Annotated in this window: 12 protein-coding genes and 2 CRISPR repeat arrays (1 of these 14 only partly in view); of the genes, 3 read left to right on the forward strand and 9 right to left on the reverse strand. The window is 70.0% G+C overall.

From position 1 onward, the window contains the following. A CRISPR array of direct repeats spans positions 1-2442; the repeat unit is 28 nt; unit sequence GTCGGCCCCGCGCACGCGGGGGTGTTCC; it begins 392 nt to the left of the window's first position. Positions 2443-2935: 493 nt separating this feature from the next. The 9 genes from cas2e to HD596_RS12350 all read right to left on the reverse strand — a co-directional run bounded on the left by cas2e (position 2936) and on the right by HD596_RS12350 (position 20808). Then, the gene (cas2e, locus tag HD596_RS12310; RefSeq protein ID WP_185069385.1) at positions 2936-3214 is read right to left on the reverse strand and encodes a type I-E CRISPR-associated endoribonuclease Cas2e; all 279 of its coding nucleotides are present in this window, start codon (positions 3212-3214) and stop codon (positions 2936-2938) included. Then, positions 3211-4260 (reverse strand): type I-E CRISPR-associated endonuclease Cas1e, encoded by a 1050-nt coding sequence (gene cas1e, locus HD596_RS12315; protein ID WP_185069386.1) that lies wholly within the window; start codon positions 4258-4260, stop codon positions 3211-3213. Before cas1e ends, cas2e begins: the two co-directional genes overlap by 4 nt. Then, entirely contained in the window at positions 4260-5048 is a 789-nt protein-coding gene (gene cas6e, locus HD596_RS12320; RefSeq protein WP_221519294.1) for a type I-E CRISPR-associated protein Cas6/Cse3/CasE, read from the reverse strand. The genes cas1e and cas6e overlap by 1 nt, the downstream gene beginning before the upstream one ends. Continuing rightward, positions 5045-5836, reverse strand: coding sequence for a type I-E CRISPR-associated protein Cas5/CasD (gene cas5e / locus HD596_RS12325; RefSeq protein WP_185069387.1), 792 nt, complete (start codon positions 5834-5836; stop codon positions 5045-5047). The genes cas6e and cas5e overlap by 4 nt, the downstream gene beginning before the upstream one ends. Beyond that, positions 5833-6981 carry a type I-E CRISPR-associated protein Cas7/Cse4/CasC gene (gene cas7e / locus HD596_RS12330; protein WP_185069388.1) on the reverse strand — a complete coding sequence of 383 codons (1149 nt, stop codon included), beginning with the start codon at positions 6979-6981 and terminating at the stop codon, positions 5833-5835. Before cas7e ends, cas5e begins: the two co-directional genes overlap by 4 nt. A gap of 27 nt (positions 6982-7008) precedes the next feature. Beyond that, positions 7009-7623 carry a type I-E CRISPR-associated protein Cse2/CasB gene (gene casB / locus HD596_RS12335; protein WP_185069389.1) on the reverse strand — a complete coding sequence of 205 codons (615 nt, stop codon included), beginning with the start codon at positions 7621-7623 and terminating at the stop codon, positions 7009-7011. A gap of 35 nt (positions 7624-7658) precedes the next feature. Beyond that, positions 7659-9317 carry a type I-E CRISPR-associated protein Cse1/CasA gene (casA, locus tag HD596_RS12340; protein WP_185069390.1) on the reverse strand — a complete coding sequence of 553 codons (1659 nt, stop codon included), beginning with the start codon at positions 9315-9317 and terminating at the stop codon, positions 7659-7661. Positions 9318-9560: 243 nt separating this feature from the next. Further along, positions 9561-12449, reverse strand: a complete 2889-nt coding sequence (gene cas3, locus HD596_RS12345; RefSeq protein ID WP_221519295.1) for a CRISPR-associated helicase Cas3' — start codon at positions 12447-12449, stop codon at positions 9561-9563. A 209-nt stretch (positions 12450-12658) separates the two neighbouring features. Continuing rightward, a CRISPR array of direct repeats spans positions 12659-19968; the repeat unit is 28 nt; unit sequence GTCGGCCCCGCGCATGCGGGGGTGTTCC. Between the two features lie 171 nt (positions 19969-20139). After that, positions 20140-20808: a DUF2637 domain-containing protein gene (locus HD596_RS12350; RefSeq protein ID WP_185069391.1), complete on the reverse strand. Its 669-nt coding sequence runs from the start codon at positions 20806-20808 to the stop codon at positions 20140-20142. Between the two features lie 764 nt (positions 20809-21572). Here HD596_RS12350 and HD596_RS12355 point away from each other — a divergent pair. The 3 genes from HD596_RS12355 to HD596_RS12365 are packed head-to-tail and all read left to right on the forward strand — an operon-like array spanning position 21573 to position 23736. Next, entirely contained in the window at positions 21573-22238 is a 666-nt protein-coding gene (locus tag HD596_RS12355; protein ID WP_185069392.1) for a glycosyltransferase family 2 protein, read from the forward strand. Further along, positions 22235-22750: a TIGR04282 family arsenosugar biosynthesis glycosyltransferase gene (locus HD596_RS12360; protein ID WP_185069393.1), complete on the forward strand. Its 516-nt coding sequence runs from the start codon at positions 22235-22237 to the stop codon at positions 22748-22750. Before HD596_RS12355 ends, HD596_RS12360 begins: the two co-directional genes overlap by 4 nt. Continuing rightward, entirely contained in the window at positions 22747-23736 is a 990-nt protein-coding gene (locus HD596_RS12365) for an NAD-dependent epimerase/dehydratase family protein (RefSeq protein WP_185069394.1), read from the forward strand. The genes HD596_RS12360 and HD596_RS12365 overlap by 4 nt, the downstream gene beginning before the upstream one ends. Positions 23737-23757 lie beyond the last annotated feature (21 nt).

The following is a 23757-nucleotide window of genomic DNA, read 5'->3' on the forward strand; positions in this document are numbered from 1 at the left end:
CCGTGCAGTGCCTCGCGATGGGCGTCGTGGAGCAGGTCGGCCCCGCGCACGCGGGGGTGTTCCCGGGGCGAGCCTGGCCTGCCAGGCGGTCGAGGCGTCGGCCCCGCGCACGCGGGGGTGTTCCGAACGTCGTGATCGTGGTCTGCACCGTGACGTGGTCGGCCCCGCGCACGCGGGGGTGTTCCGCGCGGAGGCCGGCCAGGCATTCCTCTGGGGTGGTCGGCCCCGCGCACGCGGGGGTGTTCCGCAAGGGGATTCCATCATCGTGGCGGACGAAATGTCGGCCCCGCGCACGCGGGGGTGTTCCCTTCCATTGCACCCCTTAGGTTTTCGCTGGTCAGTCGGCCCCGCGCACGCGGGGGTGTTCCGATGAACACCGACGTGCGTAACGGGCTCAACTTGTCGGCCCCGCGCACGCGGGGGTGTTCCGCCGCCGACGTCACCCAGGAGTGGGCGTCCATCGTCGGCCCCGCGCACGCGGGGGTGTTCCCGTAGCGTGACGTGGTTTCGCCCGGGGGGATGCGTCGGCCCCGCGCACGCGGGGGTGTTCCGCACTACGTGGCGAGCCTGCCGCCTTATACGTGGTCGGCCCCGCGCACGCGGGGGTGTTCCTCTGGTCTCTCACCAGTTCGCCCCCGCCACCGAGTCGGCCCCGCGCACGCGGGGGTGTTCCCTGCGGCGAGGCGAACGCCCTCGCCGAGCTGCTGTCGGCCCCGCGCACGCGGGGGTGTTCCGAGCACATCGCCGCGATGCAGGCCGAGGGGGACGTCGGCCCCGCGCACGCGGGGGTGTTCCGAGCACATCGCCGCGATGCAGGCCGAGGGGGACGTCGGCCCCGCGCACGCGGGGGTGTTCCTCGGATGGGCCAACGTGATCTTCACCATGTCACGTCGGCCCCGCGCACGCGGGGGTGTTCCCCCGGAGGGTTCATCACGACCGACATATTCGATGTCGGCCCCGCGCACGCGGGGGTGTTCCCCAGGACCGGCAAGACCGGTACCCGGATCTTGTGTCGGCCCCGCGCACGCGGGGGTGTTCCGCCGACCAGCGCGCACGGGTTCTCCGCCTGCGAGTCGGCCCCGCGCACGCGGGGGTGTTCCCTCGGCCTCATAGTCCCTGTGGACGAGCTGAGCGTCGGCCCCGCGCACGCGGGGGTGTTCCGACCAACCCCGGCCCGGCCGACCTTGTCGATGCGTCGACCCCGCCCACGCGGGGGTGTTCCTCGACTGGACGGACGAACACCTGGCCCTCCGTGGTCGGCCCCGCGCACGCGGGGGTGTTCCGTGCGGCAGGATGTGCGCGCGGATCATGTAGGTGTCGGCCCCGCGCACGCGGGGGTGTTCCGGCGGTGCGCCGTTGGAGTGGGCCCAGCTCCCCGTCGGCCCCGCGCACGCGGGGGTGTTCCCATCAACGGCACCACGATCTTCACGAACCAGAAGTCGGCCCCGCGCACGCGGGGGTGTTCCGGTCGCGCTCGGGATGGCGTACGCCACCCTGCTGTCGGCCCCGCGCACGCGGGGGTGTTCCTGGTCCCGCGCGAGACGGGGAGTTCTTGATCCAGTCGGCCCCGCGCACGCGGGGGTGTTCCCAACGAGTATGAGGGGGGAAGGTGCAGTCTGGGTCGGCCCCGCGCACGCGGGGGTGTTCCCTGGTCGCCGAGGGGGATGGAGGCGCGCTTGATGTCGGCCCCGCGCACGCGGGGGCGTTCCCCCCTTCCTGGTTAGCCCCTCCGGGTGATGAGGGTCGCCCCCGCGCACGCGGGGGTGTTCCGCTATGGACGCGTTCGTTCAGAACTTCGACCACGTCGGCCCCGCGCACGCGGGGGTGTTCCGGTCGGCGGCCGGTGGGTCATCACCCTCGCCGCGTCGGCCCCGCGCACGCGGGGGTGTTCCTAGGTCATGCCGTGCGCCTCGACCCAAGGTAGAGTCGGCCCCGCGCACGCGGGGGTGTTCCGCACATGTCGCACATGCTGACCGGGAAGGCGCCGTCGGCCCCGCGCACGCGGGGGTGTTCCCTCCATGGCCACCTCGCGCGGTGCCGCGGGGAGGTCGGCCCCGCGCACGCGGGGGTGTTCCGCACACCTTGGCCATCTCGGCGTCGCTTGTGGCGTCGGCCCCGCGCACGCGGGAGTGTTCCGAGCGCCTTCCCGGCCACCGAGCCCGGCCGTACGTCGGCCCCGCACACGCGGGGGTGTTCCCCTGAGGTGCCTGATCCCGTGCAGTAGCACGTCGTCGGCCCCGCGCACGTCGGAGTGTTCCGGAAGGCAGCCCGGCCGGTGACCGGTTCGCGAAGTCGACCCCGCGCACGCGGGGATGTTCCGACGCTCAAGGAAGCGGTTCCCGGACCGTCAGCCGTCGGCCCTGCGCACGCGGGGATGTTCCGCCGGTGGGGAGCTGGACTTCACGTCCCAAATGGTCGGCCCCGCGCACGCGGGGGGTGTTCCCCCTTGACCTGCTGGTTGACCTTGAATTCGTAGTCGGCCCCGCGCACACGGGGAGTGTTCGTGTCACATGCCGCCGTTGACGGGCAGTCGCTGTCAGGCCCCGCGCACGCGGGTGTTCCGTGGCGGCGCCGGCCTGGCGGAGTCCCGCTCTGTCACCCCGCGCACGCGGGGAGGTTTCCCGTGCAGGCCGAGGATATGGGGGGAAGTACTGGCGTCGGCCCCGCGCACGCGCGGCGTTTACCGCCATGCTCGGAATCCGCGCCCGTGTTGTAAATCCCTCTATGGGCGACGTGTGGGTTGGTCGGTGCGCGTACCCGCCACGGCGTCGTCGTGATCCCTGTATGTGGAGGCCATAGCGTGATCTGTGGGGTTAGCATGGGCGCGTTCGGGTGATCCCGCAGGGCCAACCGACCTGCATCGTGAAGCCGGCCTCTTCATCGAAGGTGGTTACGCGATGAAGAGGCCGGGGGACGGCATTGTTGAGCTGACGTTTTATCGGCGGTTGCGGGCGGAGAGAATCAGTCCGTCGAAGTCGACGGGGTACCAGCGGTCTTTCCCGGCCGTGCGGAGAGCCCAGCCTTGTTCGTTGGAGGCGGGTTCGACGAGGATGGCCTGGCCGTCGCCGATGCGGTTGGCGAGGAGGGTCCAGATGCGGTCGCGGATGCGTTTGCTGGGGTTTCCGACGAACATGCCGGCGCTGACTTCGACCATCCAGCGGGTGAGGTGGCCGCGTAGTCCTTCGGGAGCGGCCACCAGGACGATGACGGTCATGAGTTGCTCGCCTCATCGGTGTGGAGAGGTTTGTCGAAGTCAGGGCCGATGACGGCGATGTGGTCCTCGCCCATGGTGGCTTGGTTGAACTCGGCGTAGAGGGGATCGTCGGGGAACTCTTCGGTTCCGGCCCAGTTGACGCCTCCTGCGACGGTGCCGACCTTGTCGTCCCAAAGTTCGTTGACATCGATCTCGGGGACTTCGGTCCCATCAAGGGCCAGCAAGGTTTTGATGTCGCGGACGATGCGGCCGAGGAGTTTGTCTTCGGCGATGCGGTCGCGCAGGCGGAGGCGGGCGTCGCGTTCTTCGGTCAGGCCTTGGGCAGCCAGGTCAAAGGCGAGGGGGATGGTGTAGTCGGCTTTGTAGAGGTCTGCGATGTCCATGACGAAGGAGGTGGCGGAGCCGGTGTGGACGAAGCCGAGGCCGGGGCTGGCGCCGAGGCCGACGATGACGGCGTGGCAGATGCCGTAGAGGGCGGTGTTGGCCGCTGACAACAGGCGGTTGAGATCGTCGCCGGTGGCGAACGGGTCGCCGGGGCGGTAGTCGCGGCCGGTCCAGGCCACGCCGGTGCGTTGAGAGTGGTGCTGGTACTGCTTGCGGACGCGGGCCCCTTCGCGTCCGCGCAGTTGTTGCATGGTCATGGCGGAGACGTCTTCGCCGGGAAAGCGCATGCCGTACATGGCGCGGGCGACGGCGAGGCGTTCCTTGGGGCGGGTGACGAGCCAGGCCTGGCGGTAGAGCAGTCCGGCGCCGCGGCTCGGGCCGAGGCCTGAGGCGTAGAGGCGGACGCCCTGTTCGCCGACCCAGCACACGGCGGTGCCGGAGTCGCCGAGGAGTTGAACGGCGCCGTGGGTGATGCGGGTGCCGGGTCCGACCAGCATGACAGCGATCATCGCGGCGGGGATACGGACGGTGTCGCGTTTGTTGATGACGACGACGGCGTTCTCGTCGCGGTCGATGTGGCTGCGTTCGATGTAGACGCTGGAGACGCGGTCGGCGATGCGGTGCAGGTCGTGAGGGTGTGCCTTCTGCCAGATGTCGGCCATCACCTCTCCTGCCGTAGACCAGGCAAGGGAGCGAGGGTGAGCAGGCCGCAGCCGTAGGACTTGGCCGGGCCGATGCCGCCCAGGAGCCTCTCGGTGAACGCGACCGCATCAGTGATGCGTAGCCGGCCTTCAAAAGTGGCGGTGTGCAGGACGACCGGTTTGGCGCCGTTGTTCTTCTTGCGGAAGGAGCGGCGCGCTCGGGCGATGATGCGTACCTCGCGGGGTGTTGACGGCTGCTGGTCGTCGTCGGCGGCGTGCAGGCCGAGGGCGGGCGGGTCGGTGCGCGCGCGTGGGACCTCGAATCCCCACTGCTGGGTGCGGGACAGAAACCAGGCGAGTTGCTGGCCGGCCGTGCGGTGGCCGATGCGGAAGGACCGGCGTTTGGTCTCGGCGGCGCGTTCGAGTTGCGTGGCGGTGGGCTTGGTGGGGGTGGAGGTGTTCTGAACGGGGTTGGCGGTGAGGCGGAAAGCGAACTCGCGGCCGACGGCGATCTGACTGAGCAATGGGGCGTAGTCGCGGATGGCGGCGTGTTCGCCGTCGGCGTCGGGCCAGCCGACCTGTTCGACGAGGTGGCTCCAGTCCGGGCGGGTGGCGGTGAGGACGAACAACATGGGCCTGCGGGGGTCGTCCGCGTCAAGACGCCACAGGATGCGCTGGTCGGTGGGTGCGTCCGGGATGCCGTACATGACGGCGCCGTGCATGGCGTGCGGGCTGGCCAGCAGCACCCGGCTCTTCTCACGCAGGGGGTTGATTCTGATGCGGGATAGATAGGTCATGTCGGTGGTCACCAGCCCAGGAGGGCGAACGGGTCGTGGCTGGACGGGCTGTCCGGAGCGCTGCGGGCGTTGGAGAATCCGGTCGGTAGGGTGATCCAAAGGTGGTGGATGCGGCGGCTGGTGAAGCTGCGCTCACGAGGGGCGAAGGAGCGCGGGACGTCGGTGGCCGAGTCCTCGCCGTTGGGGTCGTCCACGGTGGCCGGGAGGCGAACTGTGGCGGGGCGGCCGCGGTCGCGGGCGTAGAGCTGTTTGGCGGTGTCGGTAGCCTGCCAGGGCTCGTTTTCCAGTGCCTCGAGTAGAGGTGTTTGGCGGACGGCGAGGAAGAGGGGCTGGGTGGGGACGCAGGAGCGGCGGCCCAGCGCGAGGGGGAAGGCGGGACGTTGCACGGCCTCGGCCAGCGTCTCCACAAGGGCGGTGGGACCGTGCAGAGCGGCGAGGAAGACCGCGTCCTGGAGGTAGAAACGCTGGGTGACGTGCGTGTGCTTGGCTGGCGAGGTGGGCTTTTGCACGCCTTTGGCGGATACGCCGGCCTGCGGCAGCGGGCGTCCCCGGTAGTCACTGACGGTGTGGTAGTCGCGCAGCAGGCTGCCAGGCTGGTCGACTCGGACGCCGAGATGGAGGCCGAGCAGGTCGTCCAGGGGTTCTTCGCGGGCTCGGCCGGAGGCGGCGGCGAGCAGGCCAAGGATGCCGGATTTGGTGGGTTCGGGGCGGGTCTCGCGGCGGTTGAAGACGCTCCGGTCGCCCCAGGACTGCAACGGGCCGGCCAGGCGCAGTAGCAGCGTGGCCTGGGGAGCGGTCATCGGGTCTGCTCGATCTTCTCGGCCAGTCTGGCGTGTAGGTCGGCGATCAGAGTGGGGAAGGGGGTGTTGGGGCCGAGGATCGTGGTCAGGCGTTCGCCGGTGTGCCGGTCGGGGTCGAAGGTGTGGCAGACGGCGACGTACGCGGGGGTGTCTCCCCATTGCCGAGTGGCGCGGTCGTGTTCCACGGCCAGACGGATTGCGGAGTCGGCGGCCAGGCCCTCACCCTCCTCGTCGGGCTGGAGCGGCTTTTCGAAGGCGGAGACGAGGTTGACCGGCTGGTCTTCGCGTACGACGACGGCGAGCAGGCTGGGCAAGGTGCGGTGGGCGAAGGAGTTCTGGTGCCCGGAGGGGATGGAGCGGGCGAAGTGCTCGATGAAGGCGTCAACGGCGGTCAGGGCGGCGTCGCCGTCGCCGAGGTTGTCGATCAGCTGTGGGACGTTGACGGTGGCGTAACGGTACAGAGTGGCGGAGTTGAAGCCGATCTGGCCGATCATGCCGGCGCCGGTCTCTTCCTTCGGGTTCTCGTCATCGACGGCGGTGTAGTAGTCGAACTCCAGGTCCACGGCGTGGGTGGACAGCGCGTGCGCGACCTGGACGGCGGCGTCGACGTTGAGGGCGGGGATGTCGGCGACCATGCGCCCGAACATCGCCACGTCCATCGGGTGGCCCTGCTGGAGTTTCGCGGCGACCGGGAGGTCTTTGACGGCTTTGGCCAGTTCCTCGTCCTCCAGGGCGATAAGGTCGGTGGCCTGGTCGGTGACCAGATCGATGATGTCCTCCAGCTGGCGGTAGCCGAAGAACAGCAGGTAGGCGGTGTCGCCGGCCTTCTTGCCGGGCTTGATGCCGAGCGGCTGCAGGAGCGCCGTGGCCAGGCGGGTGGCCTGCTCGGTCTCCAGGCCGGTGCGACCGGCCAACCGCTCGGCGAGTTCGGCCGCGATGCGCTTGGTTCGGGTGGCGTGATCCTGTTCATGGGTGTGCTCGGCGAAGCGGGTGCGGGTGGCGCGCTTCCACGCCTGTGACGAGACCCGGGCCCGGCGGTGCCCGCCGAAGTAGGCCTCCTTCGGGTTTCCCTGATCGTCGCGGTTCAGGTTCGCGGGCGGGACGGTCTGGATGATGTGCACGTCGACGTACAGGCGCTTGGCCATGGGAACTCCGGATGAGATCAGGGAACGTTATTCGGGGTTGGGCGTGGACTCGGCAGGTGCCTGCGGGGTTGGCTGCCAGCCGTAGTAGTCGAGTCCGAGCCGGCGTCGGGCCAGTTGCCGGGTGTCGGGGCGTTGCCAGTCGTGGATGTCGCGCAGCAGCCGGTCGTAGTCCAGCGGCGCGCCTACGGTCCGCAGTTGGGAGATCAGGCCGCGCAGGTGGGTGAGGAAGGCGGGGACCTGGGTGGCCGAGGCGGCGGCGTTGACCCGCCGGTCCACCGCCTCCCGGGAGAACCCCTTGTCGTGCTCCGACTGCTTGTGCAGACGCCGGAGCGCCTGACCGAGCCGGGTTCCGGGGCGGTGCATGGGATCGGAGCGGGACTGCTGATGAAGCCCGTACAGGGCGAGCGCGGCATGCTCGGCCGCCAGCTCGGGTGAGACCTTGCCCTGGCGGGCGAGCCGGTCGTCGATGGGCGAGGTGTAGTACGGCCACAGGGCCGGCACCGTACCCGCGGGGCGGCCCAGTCCGGCGCGGAAGGCGGCCAGGTCCTCCCCCGGCGGCGGCCCCTGTTTGGGACGCCAGGTGCCGTCGGCGGCCACATAGCGGGTCCAATATCGGACGGTGCGATCGTTGGTGGAGGTCATGGGTGTCCTCGTTCTCAGGCTGGCTGGGGTGCCCGTCAGGCGGGGAGTTCCGCGGGGCCGGCGTCCGGGTCATCGCGTACGGACTGAGCCCAGCGGGGCAGTGCGGCGCGTAGCCGCTGGCGGAAGTTCTGCTCGGCGGAGGCCAGCCGGTAGACGTACTCCATCTTGTCCTTCTTCACCACGCGCCCGGCGAACTCGCTGCCGGTGGCCGTGGCCAGCAGCTTGTCCGCCACGTCCTGGGTTTGCCGGTGGGCGAGCTTCTCCCAGGCGGTACGGCCCCGCTCCAGCAAGTCGGGATCATCCGCGCTGGCCCGTACCCCGACCAGGAAGCGCCGCACCAGCGGGTCGAGGGCGTGCAGCACGAACTCGCCGGGACGTTGCCCCTTGTTCCAGGGGATCGGATCGGCTCCACGTGCTCGCCGCAGGTCGCCCGACAGGTTGTTCACCGCTCGTGCCAGGTCTTCGGCCTGCTCGGTCACCTCGACCAAGGTGGTGTAGGTGTCGGTTTCAGTGCGTAGACCGGCGATCGGCAGCGGGATCGAGTCGAACAGCACGTCCTCCACGACCGCGGACTGGGTGCCGTAGACGATGCCGATCGTCTGCACCTGCAGCGGGTAGTCGAAGGGAAGAGCATCGTCGGCCTGAAGGTCGGCGAGCTGGCTCAGCAGCACCGAGGTCTCCATGCCGCCGTCACTGTTCTGCCGCTCCGCGGCCAGCAGCGCCTCCATGCCACGCCAGGCGGCCTTGCCCGGTATGTGGCGCCGCGGCCGGCGCACTGTGCCCGTGGGGCTCTTGGTCTCTTTGGCGAAGGTCCAGGCCGTGTGCGGCTCCCATTCCGGGATGGCCTGCAGCCGGTCCCCTGCGCACAGCACGACCCGGCAGACCCTCAAGCCGTGCTCGGTCTGTTCTGGGATCAGGCGGATCCGCCGCGCTTGCCAGGTCCATAGGTCCAGCAGACCGGTGGCGCGTCTGGGTGCCCACTGCCCGGATGAGGGTGGGCGTCGCCACTGTGGGAGGTCATCGGCGGGTTGGCGTCCGATCGGGATGTTGAGCATCAACGTCTCGAACAACGTGCGCCCCGTCGGAACGATCATGCCTAGCGACCCCAAGGGACCTGTGACATTTCCGGTGGTCTTGCCCGCTTTTGCCAGAGTGTCGTCGGCCGCGCCGGACTTGATGCCTGCGGTGTCCCAGCAATGTGTATGCAGCAGCCAGTGGACCGCCTCAGCCGGGGTCAACGGTAGCGGGTCGCCCTCGGTGCGGGTCGAGAACAGCGGCACGTTGTTCCCGGACGCTTGGCTGGCCACCAGGAGTGCGGAGCCTTTCGTCTCGTCCTTCGCCGTGTGCAGTCCGGCCGCCTGAGCGAACGGCGCTTCGGAGCTGAACAGGTCGAAGCGAGGCCGAACCTCGTCCAGATAGGCGCTGAGCGTTTCTTGCTCGGTCTCGGTGAAACGCCCGTTGGCGAACCGGCGAGCCCACTGTTTGCGGTCCGCGGGTCGTCCTAGAGCGTGCATGACGACGGGCAGAAGGACCTGGCGCAACAGCGCCGGGGTATGTGTGGAGACCTGGACTTCCAGCGCGTCGAATTGGTCCGCGTGGAGCAGCGTCTCCCGCAAGGAGCGGGGTTTTGCGGCGGTCTCGCCCCGTGGCCGGGGAAGCAGCCACGGGGAGTCGACCAGGTCGTAGCCGAACATTGAGAGCTCCTCTAACTAGTCTTGTTTAGAGGTTGCGGTTTGGAGCGTGCCATGCCGGACGTCACCGCGTCTGCGGAATCCCTAAAGTGGGGTAGGTCGGCCCTGCGTCACCGATGGCGCGGGGATGGCCCGTGGTCGTGTTTCGGGCATACGTCGGCCCCGCTATGCGGGGATCCAACCCCGCGCGAGCCGGGCGGTCTTCTCCATCAGGGCAGTGCCTGAAGCCGTCTGGCCGTGCGGGGCTCATGTGCGTCTCCGGGGTGGGCGCCGTGGACCGCCGTCGACCAATAGCCCGAGCTTCTTGTCGTACCGCACTTGATACTCACCCAGGGTGGTTGGGGTATCGGCCGTCAATTTCAGCGCCCGGCTGTGTTTCAGCCAAGGGTGGCTTCGCCATCCGTCCAGCGGTGCCAGTTCGCGCTCGGCCGACTCAGTCAGCTTGGACGGCAGTCGTACGGTCGCGCCGAGCACTTGCTCCACCACCTCGTCTGAGAGCGCCTCGCCATTGACTCCCAGCCAGCGGCCTGCCAGCGTGTGGTAGCCCCGCTGGTCCTCACGTACGAGGATCGCCTCCACGCTGCGCTCCCCATCCCGGACCACGGCCTCCAGCCTGTGCTCGGCCAGGCTGCCTGGAGCCGCGCCATAGTGCAGGCTGTCCAGCGTCTCATTCGTGTGCCCGCCAGCGCGGGTGAGCAGGAAGTGCTCGGCGCTCCGGGCCCGTTCCTCCTGCTGGGCCGTCCACTTCTGGCGGGCCTGCTGCTCGTCCGCGCTCCACGCGGGCGGGACCACGTCGGTTGCATCGCCGTACACGCGCTCGACCAGACATGGCACCTCACTCGGCACCGACCAGCTACCGCCGTCCGCAGCACAGACCATGGCGGCAGTGCGCAACAGCAAGTAACGGCCGTAGATGGCCTCACTCGCCGGCAATATCCACGGCGACTTCTCTCCATGCGGCGCGAACCCGGTGATGATCACCTCTGGCCGACGTACTCGTGCCGGCCGAGCTACCCCGCCATGGCGGTGCATCCGGCCGAGCCGTTGCAACAGCAGGTCGATCGTGGTCAGATCGGTGACCAGCACGTCCGCGTCCACGTCGAAGGACTGTTCGGCCAGCTGTGTCGCGACCAGGATCAGCCGCTCCGGCCGTCGTACTCCGTCATTGCCCGGCGGGCCCAGCGATTGCAAGCATTCCTCGGTGCCCTCCGCGCGATCATGTGCGGTCATGCGACCGTGCAGCAGTCGCACGTCACCATCGCCGAACCGCTCGCGCAGCACCTGGTACGCACGCTGTGCCCGGGGCACGGTGTTCCGAATCACCAGCGCGCACCCGCCCTGAGCCAGCCGGTCCTGCAGCAGGTCGGCGAGGTCGTTCTCAGCCTGCCGGCTCTCTTCTTCTGCTGTGTCCGCGCCGTGAATCTCCGGCAGGACGGTCACCTTCACGTCCAGGTCCGGCCGCCACTGCGGCGCGTCATCGACGTCGTAGACGGCCCGGCCGTCGACCAGGCACGCTGCGCTGACGCTCGGATAGCTCTGCGGCGGCGGCAAATCCGTGACGTCGAACGTCTCCGCCGAAGCTGTACCAGCCAGATACGCTGCAACGAACGCGCGGCGCTGTGCGGGAGGCAAGGTGGCCGACAACAGCACGACCGGCACCTGCGCCTGCCCCAGCCAGCGCAATCCCTCCAGCAGAAACTGGGACATGTACACGTCAGCGGCGTGCACCTCGTCCAGGACCACGACCTTGCCCATCAGCCCGGCGGCGCGCAGCATCACGTGCTTGGTCCGCGTCGCCGCAAACAGCAGCTGATCGATCGTGCCGACCACGAACGGGCTGAGCAACCCGCGCTTACGCCCCAGGAACCATTCCGCCGGCGCCTGCCGCTCCGCCGTCCCCGCGTCGCCGAACGGGGAGTCGGCCAGACCATACAGGTCGTCTTCCTCGATACCGCCATAGAAGCTGTCGGGGTCGGCGTCCGACCCGTCCAGCAGACTCTGCCACTCCTTGTTGAACATCCGCTTGCCGTGCAGCAGCGCCACCTGACCTGCCAGCTCAGGATCGATCTTGTTCAACCAGGTGCGGACCTGGCTGAACATCGGGTCGCTCGTCGCCTGCGTCGGCATCCCTACAAACACCCCGTCAGCGCCGAACCTGGCGGCCAGCACCTCGGCCGCGCCCAGCGCCGCCTTGGTCTTGCCCTCCCCCATCGGCGCCTCGACGATCAGCAATCCCGGCGCCGGCATCCGGCGGGCCACGTCGAGCACGAGCTCCTGTGATGGGCGAGGCGGTTGATCAAACCGGCACACGAAGGCGTCCAGCTTCGGGACATCCAGCCGTCCCCAGCCGCCTCTCAGGCCGAGTCGCCCCCACGCCTTCACCGCGCGGTCCCGAGCTCCCTGCATGGTCACATCGCCCAGGTCGTCGACGCCAGGGAAGTGCCGCTCATCGCTGGCGATCCAGTCCGCCATCACCACCATGCCGCTGAGCTGCAGCTGCACCGCCCGGCCGGGCACCTGTTGAGGCTGCACGTCGGCCAGATCTCCGAATCCGACCAGCCGCGTGAACACCTCCACCACCGCCGCCTGTACGCGCGCCCAGGCGGGACCTTTTCCTTGAGGTTCGCCCCGACCCGTCCGCAGCCCCAGCAGCGCCCCCTTCGACGGCACCGTCCCGTGATGACCGGCGACCAGTGGCCACAACCAGGCGATCTGCTCGGCCTCCCAGCCGGCCTCCTTCAGCAGACGCAGCAGGAGCGTTCCGCCAGCCTTGTCATGCCGCCATCGGGCCTTCTGCACCACCGGCTCGATCCAGCTCAACCCAGCCCGTCGGACCGCGTCCGCTCCCTCCGCGTCGACCCTCTGGAATGCCGGAGTCGCCTTACCGCAGTCATGAATCCCACACAACCACGCGAAAAACAGCCTGCCTCGGCCCTGCGAAAGCGTGTTCAACACCCGTTTTGTGGAGGGAGCCAGATAGTTATCCCATATTTGCTCCGCCACCGCCGCAGTGTCCAATAGATGCGAAAGCAGAAGATTTGTCCTGCCTCCTGCTTTCTGGCGCGATTTACCCCATAGCGCACCAAGTTGCCGCATCACGACCGGATCGCAGTCAAGCGCGTCATGCCAATTCATCACACCTCCTCCCATCAAGCCCGCACCCTAACCGCCGCCACCGACAAAACAGAGCCCCACGGCGCATCTCCGGTATCGTTCAACTTCTGCGTAGCGTTAGCAGGACGATCAACCTGAAGATAAGCCGTAGGCAGGGAATGCAGCAGCCCACCGATTCGCAACCGAAGGAAACCAGCGCACTCCGCTGGTAAACCCGCAGGTGAACAAGTGTCGGCCCCGCGCATGCGGGGGTGTTCCCCAAGATCCCCGGAGCGGAGCTACATCTCCCGGGTCGGCCCCGCGCATGCGGGGGTGTTCCTTACTTTGGCGAGTTCTTCGGCGCTGGAATGGCGTCGGCCCCGCGCATGCGGGGGTGTTCCGCTGCATCGGGATATCGCGTTGGCCACCAGGTTGTCGGCCCCGCGCATGCGGGGGTGTTCCACATGGGGATGCCCCCGGGCCTGGGTGGGATGAGTCGGCCCCGCGCATGCGGGGGTGTTCCGCGTGATGCCGGTAGTCCAGCAGATGATCAAAGGTCGGCCCCGCGCATGCGGGGGTGTTCCGCTCGCGAAGAACGGCAGCGTAGGGACGCGAAGGTCGGCCCCGCGCATGCGGGGGTGTTCCTGCGGGATCGTGTACGTGCCGTCGTCGGCGACCGTCGGCCCCGCGCATGCGGGGGTGTTCCGGACAGCATGGCGATGCTGATCCGCATCATGGTGTCGGCCCCGCGCATGCGGGGGTGTTCCGCCATCGACCTGGCCGCCGTGGCCGGTCTGCACGTCGGCCCCGCGCATGCGGGGGTGTTCCGTCGTCAAGGCCGGGCTGCCCGAGGATCAGGCCGTCGGCCCCGCGCATGCGGGGGTGTTCCGAGGGGCTTTGATGGATCTATCCGAGGAGTAGAGTCGGCCCCGCGCATGCGGGGGTGTTCCGCCTTTGGCGACATGTTCGCGGGCTGGACGGTCGTCGGCCCCGCGCATGCGGGGGTGTTCCCGCAACCGCCCCGCCCACAACGCCGCCGACGACGTCGGCCCCGCGCATGCGGGGGTGTTCCTCCACAAGGGCCTCATACGCTTGCCGGTCGTACGTCGGCCCCGCGCATGCGGGGGTGTTCCCTCCGCCGCGGTCTGCGCGGGGTCATGACCGGCGTCGGCCCCGCGCATGCGGGGGTGTTCCCCCGCGGGCACCACGGAAGCGGGTCCGAGCGCGGTCGGCCCCGCGCATGCGGGGGTGTTCCGCCCAGCGAGCGCGTTCTGTTCCCGTCCGTCACGTCGGCCCCGCGCATGCGGGGGTGTTCCGCTTTCGCGGCTGATCCGGTCGGGCCGCCACGGGTCGGCCCCGCGCATGCGGGGGTGTTCCCCGGAGCGTTTGCGGGTTGATCAGTCATCACGCGTCGGCCCCGCGCATGCGGGGGTGTTCCGGCGGCCGACGAGTCCGTCACCTCGAGCACGACGTCGGCCCCGCGCATGCGGGGGTGTTCCACGCTCTGTCGCCGGCGGGCAGGACCGCGGCCGGTCGGCCCCGCGCATGCGGGGGTGTTCCCCACCCCGGCTGTCTGGTCGGGCTCGACTCCCTGTCGGCCCCGCGCATGCGGGGGTGTTCCTCCCCGCCTGGGCCGGCCCAGTGTTCGCCTCGAGTCGGCCCCGCGCATGCGGGGGTGTTCCCCGCCAGGCAGAGACATCGTCGTACAGACGGATGTCGGCCCCGCGCATGCGGGGGTGTTCCGGTGCTCGACGTCGCCAACAGCGGCGGCGGGGAGTCGGCCCCGCGCATGCGGGGGTGTTCCCACGATTTGAGGCAGCGACGGACCCGCCGTGATGTCGGCCCCGCGCATGCGGGGGTGTTCCGACCCTGGTCTGGCGCGCGGCCCTCCTCCGCATGTCGGCCCCGCGCATGCGGGGGTGTTCCGTCGCCGAACGCGTGGCGGATGAATTCGGCCAGGTCGGCCCCGCGCATGCGGGGGTGTTCCCCCACCCAGGGGCCCAGTCGTAGAAGGGTTCCGGTCGGCCCCGCGCATGCGGGGGTGTTCCTGCCCGTGCGACCAGGTCCCCGACTCGGCGCGTGTCGGCCCCGCGCATGCGGGGGGTGTTCCCCCGATCGAGCGCGGCAGCGAGGCCTTCGCCCGGTCGGCCCCGCGCATGCGGGGGTGTTCCGCGGCGCGACCTGATCGACGCGATCGAGACCGGGTCGGCCCCGCGCATGCGGGGGTGTTCCCGATCCCCGCCATGGCCGAGGCCTCTGTGACAGGTCGGCCCCGCGCATGCGGGGGTGTTCCTACCAGACCGGTCCAGTCCAGGTACGGATTGTCGTCGGCCCCGCGCATGCGGGGGTGTTCCGGTGTCGATGTCGCCAGACAGCGCGGCCTTGAAGTCGGCCCCGCGCATGCGGGGGTGTTCCCGACGGTCCAGACGTCAAGGTCATCGTTCGAGCGTCGGCCCCGCGCATGCGGGGGTGTTCCGTACGCGACCGGAAACCGGCGGACGGCCTTGTGGTCGGCCCCGCGCATGCGGGGGTGTTCCGCGGCTGGAGTCGGAGGTGAGCACTTCGTCGGCGTCGGCCCCGCGCATGCGGGGGTGTTCCCGTCGCCACCGGTAACGACGTGGTGGGCGTCCAGTCGGCCCCGCGCATGCGGGGGTGTTCCGTTTCCTCGCTCGGTGCCGATTAACGAGCGTCCGTCGGCCCCGCGCATGCGGGGGTGTTCCGATGCTGGGTGGCACCCGTGGCTGATGACCAGCGTCGGCCCCGCGCATGCGGGGGTGTTCCGCCCGACGTCAAGACGCCCAAGGACGGCAGCGGGTCGGCCCCGCGCATGCGGGGGTGTTCCGTCCGGGATCTGTATGACCAGCTCATGCCGGAGGTCGGCCCCGTGCATGCGGGGGTGTTCCCCGGGCGCGACGCGGCGGCAAAAAGAAGTGATCGTCGGCCCCGCGCATGCGGGGGTGTTCCTCGCCAGTGTTCCGCCCAATGAGAAGTTCTGAGGTCGGCCCCGCGCATGCGGGGGTGTTCCGTCCCGCTAGTGCCAATGCTCGAGGCTCGCCTTGTCGGCCCCGCGCATGCGGGGGTGTTCCCTCCTCAGCACCGGCGAATCCGAGCCGCCGACCGTCGGCCCCGCGCATGCGGGGGTGTTCCGCGGGCGGCGACTTTCGCCGCGAGCACGGGCAAGTCGGCCCCGCGCATGCGGGGGTGTTCCGCCCTTGCCGGCCTGCACGCCGGCGTCGAACAGGTCGGCCCCGCGCATGCGGGGGTGTTCCTTCCGGTCGCTGCCCAGGACAATGACTGCCCCGGTCGGCCCCGCGCATGCGGGGGTGTTCCGGACACGCGGCGCTACTACCGGCAGGCGGCGGAGTCGGCCCCGCGCATGCGGGGGTGTTCCACCCCTTCAGGGTTCATGTAGCCGGGCTTCGCGGTCGGCCCCGCGCATGCGGGGGTGTTCCTCAGTCTCTCTGCCGCGCGACCGCGGCATTCATGTCGGCCCCGCGCATGCGGGGGTGTTCCCCGCGTGGCCATTTTCCACGGGGTGGTACCACCGTCGGCCCCGCGCATGCGGGGGTGTTCCCTGATCACGCAGCTTATGCAGGTCAAGGACCCGGTCGGCCCCGCGCATGCGGGGGTGTTCCGAATGACAATAGAGTAGTGGGGTGCCTTCTTAGGTCGGCCCCGCGCATGCGGGGGTGTTCCGCGCTGGGCGACCACCATGAACGGGCACGTGGCGTCGGCCCCGCGCATGCGGGGGTGTTCCGCCGGCCAGCGCGCGGCCTGGCCGCTCTTGACCGTCGGCCCCGCGCATGCGGGGGTGTTCCGGGCATCACGGTCGAGGTGATCCAGCTCGACGCGTCGGCTCCGCGCATGCGGGGGTGTTCCGGAGGACCCGAAGGCCCGCACCGCGTACGACCGCGTCGGCCCCGCGCATGCGGGGGTGTTCCCACCGAGCGTCGCGGTCCTCTGCGTTTTGAGGAGTCGGCCCCGCGCATGCGGGGGTGTTCCCCGTCACGGGGTCGGGGTCAGAGTCGCGACCCGGTCGGCCCCGCGCATGCGGGGGTGTTCCGCACGCTGGCCCATTTCCAACGGGGACGAGGATGTCGGCCCCGCGCATGCGGGGGTGTTCCCCCCGGGGCAAGCCCGTCGTGCTCGTTGGGTGTCGGCCCCGCGCATGCGGGGGTGTTCCGTTCTCCCGGTTGGCCAAGGCCCAGAGCAGGAGGTCGGCCCCGCGCATGCGGGGGTGTTCCAGGCCCACTCTTTGCCATGTTTGTCCAGTTCGGGTCGGCCCCGCGCATGCGGGGGTGTTCCCGCTCGCCACCGCGATAACGACGGGAGGGGCGTGTCGGCCCCGCGCATGCGGGGGTGTTCCGTCGATGAAGTCGAACAGGACGGTGCCCGTGCCGTCGGCCCCGCGCATGCGGGGGTGTTCCGCGTTTCGCTGAAAAGTACAGGGGGAAATTCGGTCGGCCCCGCGCATGCGGGGGTGTTCCATGGCGTACGACACTTACGGGCTGAGAGTTGCCGTCGGCCCCGCGCATGCGGGGGTGTTCCTTGCTCGGGTTGTTGATCGCGGTCGTGTCCTGGGTCGGCCCCGCGCATGCGGGGGTGTTCCCCTCGAGCACACGATCATGCTCAACTGCAGTCCGTCGGCCCCGCGCATGCGGGGGTGTTCCCGCGATGATCGGCTGATACATCAACGATTCGAGGTCGGCCCCGCGAATGCGGGGGTGTTCCCTATCCCGAGAGTTGGTCCGCGCGATGCTCGCCGTCGGCCCCGCGCATGCGGGGGTGTTCCGACCGCCAAGCAGTACGAGCACATTGTGCCAGCGTCGGCCCCGCGCATGCGGGGGTGTTCCCCTGGCGGGTCACCTCGGCGAGCCGGTTCTGCGGTCGGCCCCGCGCATGCGGGGGTGTTCCAGCACCCCGTACCACGGGGGCGAGTCCTTGCGCGTCGGCCCCGCGCATGCGGGGGTGTTCCGAGCTTTTCCCCGGAGGAGGAGGGGCCGGCCTTGTCGGCCCCGCGCATGCGGGGGTGTTCCGCGCTGACGTCCTGTCCTGCCCGACCCCCTGCGGTCGGCCCCGCGCATGCGGGGGTGTTCCCGTCAGCGTCCGGCCGTACTGCGTGCTTTGCGAGTCGGCCCCGCGCATGCGGGGGTGTTCCGGTCGAATCGGCTGTAAAGGGACAGGGAGAGACGTCGGCCCCGCGCATGCGGGGGTGTTCCGATCGGCGACATGGACCGGGCCGCGCAGGCCCCGCGCAGGCGGGGGTGTTCCTCCGCATCGTCGCCGTCCCCGAGGGCGGCGTGCAGTCGGCCCCGCGCATGCGGGGGTGTTCCGTTCTCTGAGTACGCCCACCTGTACGAGTGGGGGTCGGCCCCGCGCATGCGGGGGTGTTCCGTACGGCATCTCGTACGCCACAGTGCTGCCTGGGTCGGCCCCGCGCATGCGGGGGTGTTCCGTTTCCTCGCTCGGTGCCGATTAACGAGCGTCCGTCGGCCCCGCGCATGCGGGGGTGTTCCGGCGTTGAGATTGGCGATGTGCTCGGGAAGGTAGTCGGCCCCGCGCATGCGGGGGTGTTCCCCCTGTTCGACGCGCATGCGGGGGTGTTCCGAGCGTCATTCGCTGGGATTCCGTTGAGGAGCTGTCGGCCCCGCGCATGCGGGGGTGTTCCCTGGGGTCTCAACGAGCAGCTCCTAGCGCTGACGTCGGCCCCGCGCATGCGGGGGTGTTCCACGATCAGGCCAGCGCGGCAGGATGATCGGGTGGTCGGCCCCGCGCATTCGGGGGTGTTCCGGACGCCAACAACGTCTACATCTGGCAGGCCGGGTCGGCCCCGCGCATGCGGGGGTGTTCCCGTCGCTTTCCCCTTTGGCCGCCGCCCTCGGGCGTCGGCCCCGCGCATGCGGGGGTGTTCCCACCTACGTGCCCCCGGGCACGCACACGGTGACGTCGGCCCCGCGCATGCGGGGGTGTTCCCCGGCCTCGGCTGTTCTCGTACAGCTTGCGCCGGTCGGCCCCGCGCATGCGGGGGTGTTCCCCAGGACACGATGTCCTTGATCCATTGGACGCCGTCGGCCCCGCGCATGCGGGGGTGTTCCGCACGTCGCCCCGAGCGCGATGCCCGGGACGGTGTCGGCCCCGCGAATGCGGGGGTGTTCCGCCCGCCAGCACCGACACGTCCATCACCACGGAGTCGGCCCCGCGCATGCGGGGGTGTTCCAATCTGCCGGAAGAAGTAGTCGGTGCCCTGCTGGTCGGCCCCGCGCATGCGGGGGTGTTCCGTACGCCCTGCGGTGCGCCTTCCTGGCGCTCGGGTCGGCCCCGCGCATGCGGGGGTGTTCCGTGGCTGGCGGACGTGAAGCGGGAATGGACCTTGTCGGCCCCGCGCATGCGGGGGTGTTCCTCTCAACGCGGGGTCAGTAGCGCGTACGGGGCGGTCGGCCCCGCGCATGCGGGGGTGTTCCGCCGTCCGCGTTGCCGCCGGGCGCCGCCCAGGCGTCGGCCCCGCGCATGCGGGGGTGTTCCCAGGCGATGCAGCGCCTCACGGACCTGCACGACGTCGGCCCCGCGCATGCGGGTGTGTTCCGCTATCCAGCTAGCTTGTAGGTGATCCACATGCGTCGGCCCCGCGCATGCGGGGGTGTTCCTGTGAGACGGCTAGCCCGCCCCACTGTCGCCCGGTCGGCCCCGCGCATGCGGGGGTGTTCCGAGCGAGTCCTGGGCCCGGGTGGTGAGGGGTTCGTCGGCCCCACGCATGCGGGGGTGTTCCGCGCATCAACGGGTTCGTGGATCGGGCCGGCCGGTCGGCCCCGCGCATGCGGGGGTGTTCCAGAGCCAGCGCCGTTGGCAAGCGTGCGGATCACGTCGGCCCCGCGTATGCGGGGATGTTCCGGGGACGTACCCATGGCCAGACCCCATGTTGGTGTCGGCCCCGCGCATGCGGGGGTGTTCCGCATTGCCCCGGGTGCGAGGGCCACGTGGCCGCGTCGGCCCCGCGCATGCGGGGGGTGTTCCTGGGACGCTGACCCTGGCCGAGGACGAGACCGGGTCGGCCCCGCGCATGCGGGGGTGTTCCCGCGGACGGCACGGTCAAGTGGCGTGCGCTGGAGTCGGCCCCGCGCATGCGGGGGTGTTCCGCCGTCGGGGGACAATCTCGCGCGGCTCGTCGCGTCGGCCCCGCGCATGCGGGGGTGTTCCCCCGCTCAGGGGCGGGTGCCTGGGGTGGAGCTCGTCGGCCCCGCGCATGCGGGGGTGTTCCGTAGTAGACGCCATATCACGCCGTTCCATCCGTGTCGCCCCCGCGCATGCGGGGGCGTTCCGCCCCCGGGCCGGGATCGCGGCCCGGTAGAGGAGGTCGGCCCCGCGCATTCGGGGATGTTCCGGCCCGTGCGACGTGCAGTGTGGTACCGGCATCGTCGGCCCCGCGCATGCGGGGGTGTTCCGGCGATCGGCAACATCGCTGAGGCTATGGCCCCGTCGGCCCCGCGTATGCGGGGGTGTTCCGGATCCGGAGGACTACCTGGTCGGACAGTCCATGTCGGCCCCGCACATGCGGGGGTGTTCCGTACCACGCGGGCGCGAAGGTGGACCGATCGAAGTCGGCCCGCGCATGCGGGGTGTTCCCTGGGCGCGTCTCGTAGAAGGGCGTGCCGAGGTCGGCCCCGCGCATGCGGGTGTTCCGCTCCAGGCGGCAGTCATGGCCGGGTCACCAACGTCATGCTTGGTATCCGCTATGTCACGCGGCAGTGGAGTGATCGCGCCCTGCGAGCTTCCCTTCAAGACCAATTCGCTTGATCCAACGTCCCCACCGAGCACTCCGCGCGAACTGCTCAGCGATAACCCGGCCCGACGGGAGCGCCCCATCAGGAAGGCGATTCGCCAGAGCCCACCGCCAAGCGGTTCGACGGAGATCTTCCCTCCCGAACTCATCAGGACCCGCTTGCTCTGGCGAATCGTGGTCATAGACCCCGACAGGTTCCGGATCCCTTGCCACCTCGCCCTGCGCCCCAACTGGCTCTTGGGCGGAAGCTTGACGGATCTGGGACATCAAGAGCTCGTAACTGCCGATCAAAGCGGCGCTTGGCCAAGCGGCGATGATGCGACCGATCAGGCTCGGATCGGCGACGGCGATGTTGGCTCCGAGGCTGGCGAGGCTGCCGATCAGCAACATGGTCCAAGCCAGCAACCCGCCACGGGATCCGTACCGGTTGCCCAGGAGAATGGACATTGAGGCGACGACGATCGTGCCGTCGACCGCGAGCGGGATGAGCACCGCCGCCACATGATCCTCACCGTGGCGGAGGCACAGCTCGTGCATGTGCCGGAACGATACGACCGCCGCGATGGTTGCGAGAAGCAGGACTCCTGTGATCGTCGTACGGTGAATGCGGCGCACAGCTCGCATGTTCGTCTCCATAGCTGCTCAACCCTCCCGACCTGGGAGAACGAGTGTGGTGGAGGCGCTGAAGGGCATGTACTTATCGAGTGTGTCCCCCCTCGGACACAGGATTACTCCATAAAGGGCTCGCTCTCCGGAGCGGGCTCTTTAGCGTTGAGCCCACTCACGACGCGGGTCTGCGCATCTCGAGATCTGGCGCTCGTGTACCCGTGACGGCCCCGGTAACCTCCCGCTCACCCAATGCGAGTCCATCCGACGCCCGCAAAGCCACACCGAAGTAGCCCTGCGAGCAGCTAGATGCGCGTGCCGCCGTCCCGGGTCGACGAGCAGCTCGAATTCGGATCGGCCGGCGCGGTCAGCAGCGCGGCGGCCTTGCGGTCGCTCGGTCCACGGCAGCCGCCGCGGGCACCCGATGTCGACGAGCTCGGTCACGATCACGCCTTGGCCCGCGATCAAGCTCTGCACCACCTCGCGCTGCCACCCACAGCAGGAGACCGGATCCTGGAAATCCTCAGTGGACGTGCGCCCGTAAAGGGCGAGCCGCAACGGCTCATCCTTCGCGTCCATACATCGCGAGATGATGCCCCTGCTTCTGCCTTCACCACATGGGCCCGTCCGTGGTGTGGCTCACCTGGTGAGCGTGACGCGTTGTTCACGATCACTGGCGTCGTTCGCCTGACGACCCTCGGGGTGGCCCTGAGCTGGTCATTTCTCGGAAAGGCGGCACTCTTCACGAGGTGTGGGTTGAGGTGCGGCGTTAACGTCGCCGCATGGGGATCGACGTGGTGCTGCCCTGCCTGAACGAGGCGGCGGCCCTTCCGTGGGTGCTCGGGCGGATGCCGGACGGCTTTCGCCCGATCGTGGTCGACAACGGCTCGACCGACGGATCCGCGAAGATCGCGGTCGGGCTCGGCGCCACGGTGGTGTGCGAGCCCCACCGCGGGTTCGGCGCGGCCTGCCATGCGGGCCTCGTGGCCGCGGTCTCGGACGTCGTGTGCTTCATGGACGCCGATGCGTCGCTTGACCCGCAACAGCTGCCCCGGGTGAGCGGACCTGTCGTGGCCGGCGAGGCCGATCTCGTCCTCGGCCGCCGTGTCCTCCGGCCGGGCGCGTCATGGCCGGTGCATGCCCGGCTGGGCAACGCGATGCTGGCCCGGAGGCTGCGCCGCCGTACCAGTGCCTCGCTGCACGACCTGGGGCCGATGCGGGCGTGCGGGCGCGTGGCGCTGCTCCGGCTGGAGCTCGTCGACCGGCGTTTCGGCTATCCGCTGGAGATGGTGCTGCGTGCCGGGGCGGCGGGCTGGCGCATTCGGGAGACTGAGGTGGACTACCTGCCCCGCGAGGGCCGGTCAAAGGTGACCGGCACGGTACGCGGCACCCTGCGGGCGATCGGCGACATGCGCCGGGTCATGGCTCGTCGGGATGGAGCCGCGTGAGTCCGGAGGACGGCCGGGACGGCGACGGCCGCCCCCAGATCGTTGTGATCGCGAAGGAGCCCGTGCCCGGAAGGGTCAAGACGCGGCTCGTTCCCCCTCTTACCCCCGGTGAGGCCGCCACGCTGGCCGCCGCCTTCGAGGACACCCACAGGCTGCGGCCCACCCCCATCGTGCTCATTGGCATGGACACCCCGCAGGTCTCCCCCGGCCTGCTGGTCGACGCCGTGTCTCTGCTCGCCGGCCACGACGCGGTGTTCGGCCCGGCGGCCGACGGCGGCTTCTGGCTGCTCGGACTGCGCGCGCCCGATCCCGCGATGCTGCTCGGCGTACCGATGTCAGAGCCGGCCACCGGCGAGGTCCAGCTGCGAAGGCTCAGGAAGGCAGGGATGAGCGTCGCCTTGATGCCGTGCCTGACCGATGTGGACACCATCACGGACGCGATCGAGGTGGCGGCGCTGGTTCCGGGGTCGCGCTACGCCGCCGCGCTCGCCGGGATCGGAGCACCACGATGACGAAGGTACTGGTGACCGGTTCGGCCGGATTCATCGGAAGCCATGTGGTCGAGGCGCTGGAGGCGGGCGGCCATGAGGTGGCCGGTCTCGACCTTCGATCCGGCTACGACCTCCGGGACACGGCCGTTCTCGATCGGCTGCTGCCCGGGGCCGACGTGGTCGTGCACCAGGCCGCCAAGGTCGGGCTCGGCGTGAACGTGGCGGACCTGCCCGACTACGCCTCGGTCAACGTGTACGGCACGGCCGTGCTGCTGGCGGCGATGGCGGAGCACGGCGTCGGGCGGCTGGTGCTGGCGTCCTCGATGGTGGTCTACGGGGAGGGCGCCTACGACTGCGCGCGGCACGGCCGGGTGCGGCCAGGTCCCCGCTCCGCCTCGGACATGTCGCGCGGGTCCTTCGAGCCCCGTTGTCCCCGATGCGGTGAGGGCGTGGTCCTCGCCGCGATCGACGAGGAGGCGCCGACGGATCCGCGCAACGCGTACGCCACCACCAAGCTGGCCCAGGAGCATCTCGCCGCCAGTTGGGCGCGAGAGACGGGCGGTACGGTGACCGCACTTCGCTACCACAATGTGTACGGCCCCAGGATGCCGAGGAACACGCCGTACTCGGGCGTCGCGGCGATCTTCCGGTCCGCGCTGGAGGCCGGCTGCGCCCCGCGCGTGTTCGAGGACGGTGGGCAGATGCGCGACTTCGTCCACGTCCGCGATGTCGCCGACGCGAACGTCGCCGCCCTCACCTGCGGGGAGCCGGGAACGCTGACCGTCTACAACATCGCCAGCGGGGAGCCCCACACCGTCGGAGAGATGGCCCGAATCCTGGCGGCGCAACGGGGCGGCCCGAATCCGGTCACCACCGGGGAGTACCGGCTTGGGGACGTGCGCCACATCGTGGCCTCGCCGCACCGGGCAGCCGCCGAGCTCGGTTTTCAGGCGCGGATCGGCTTCGCCGAGGGGATGAAGGAGTTCGCCACCGCGCCGCTGGCCTGACCGCTCGTATCGAGGCTCGAT

Origin of the sequence: Nonomuraea jabiensis (assembly GCF_014204795.1) — a bacterium.
Classification (GTDB): Bacteria; Actinomycetota; Actinomycetes; order Streptosporangiales; family Streptosporangiaceae; genus Nonomuraea; species Nonomuraea jabiensis.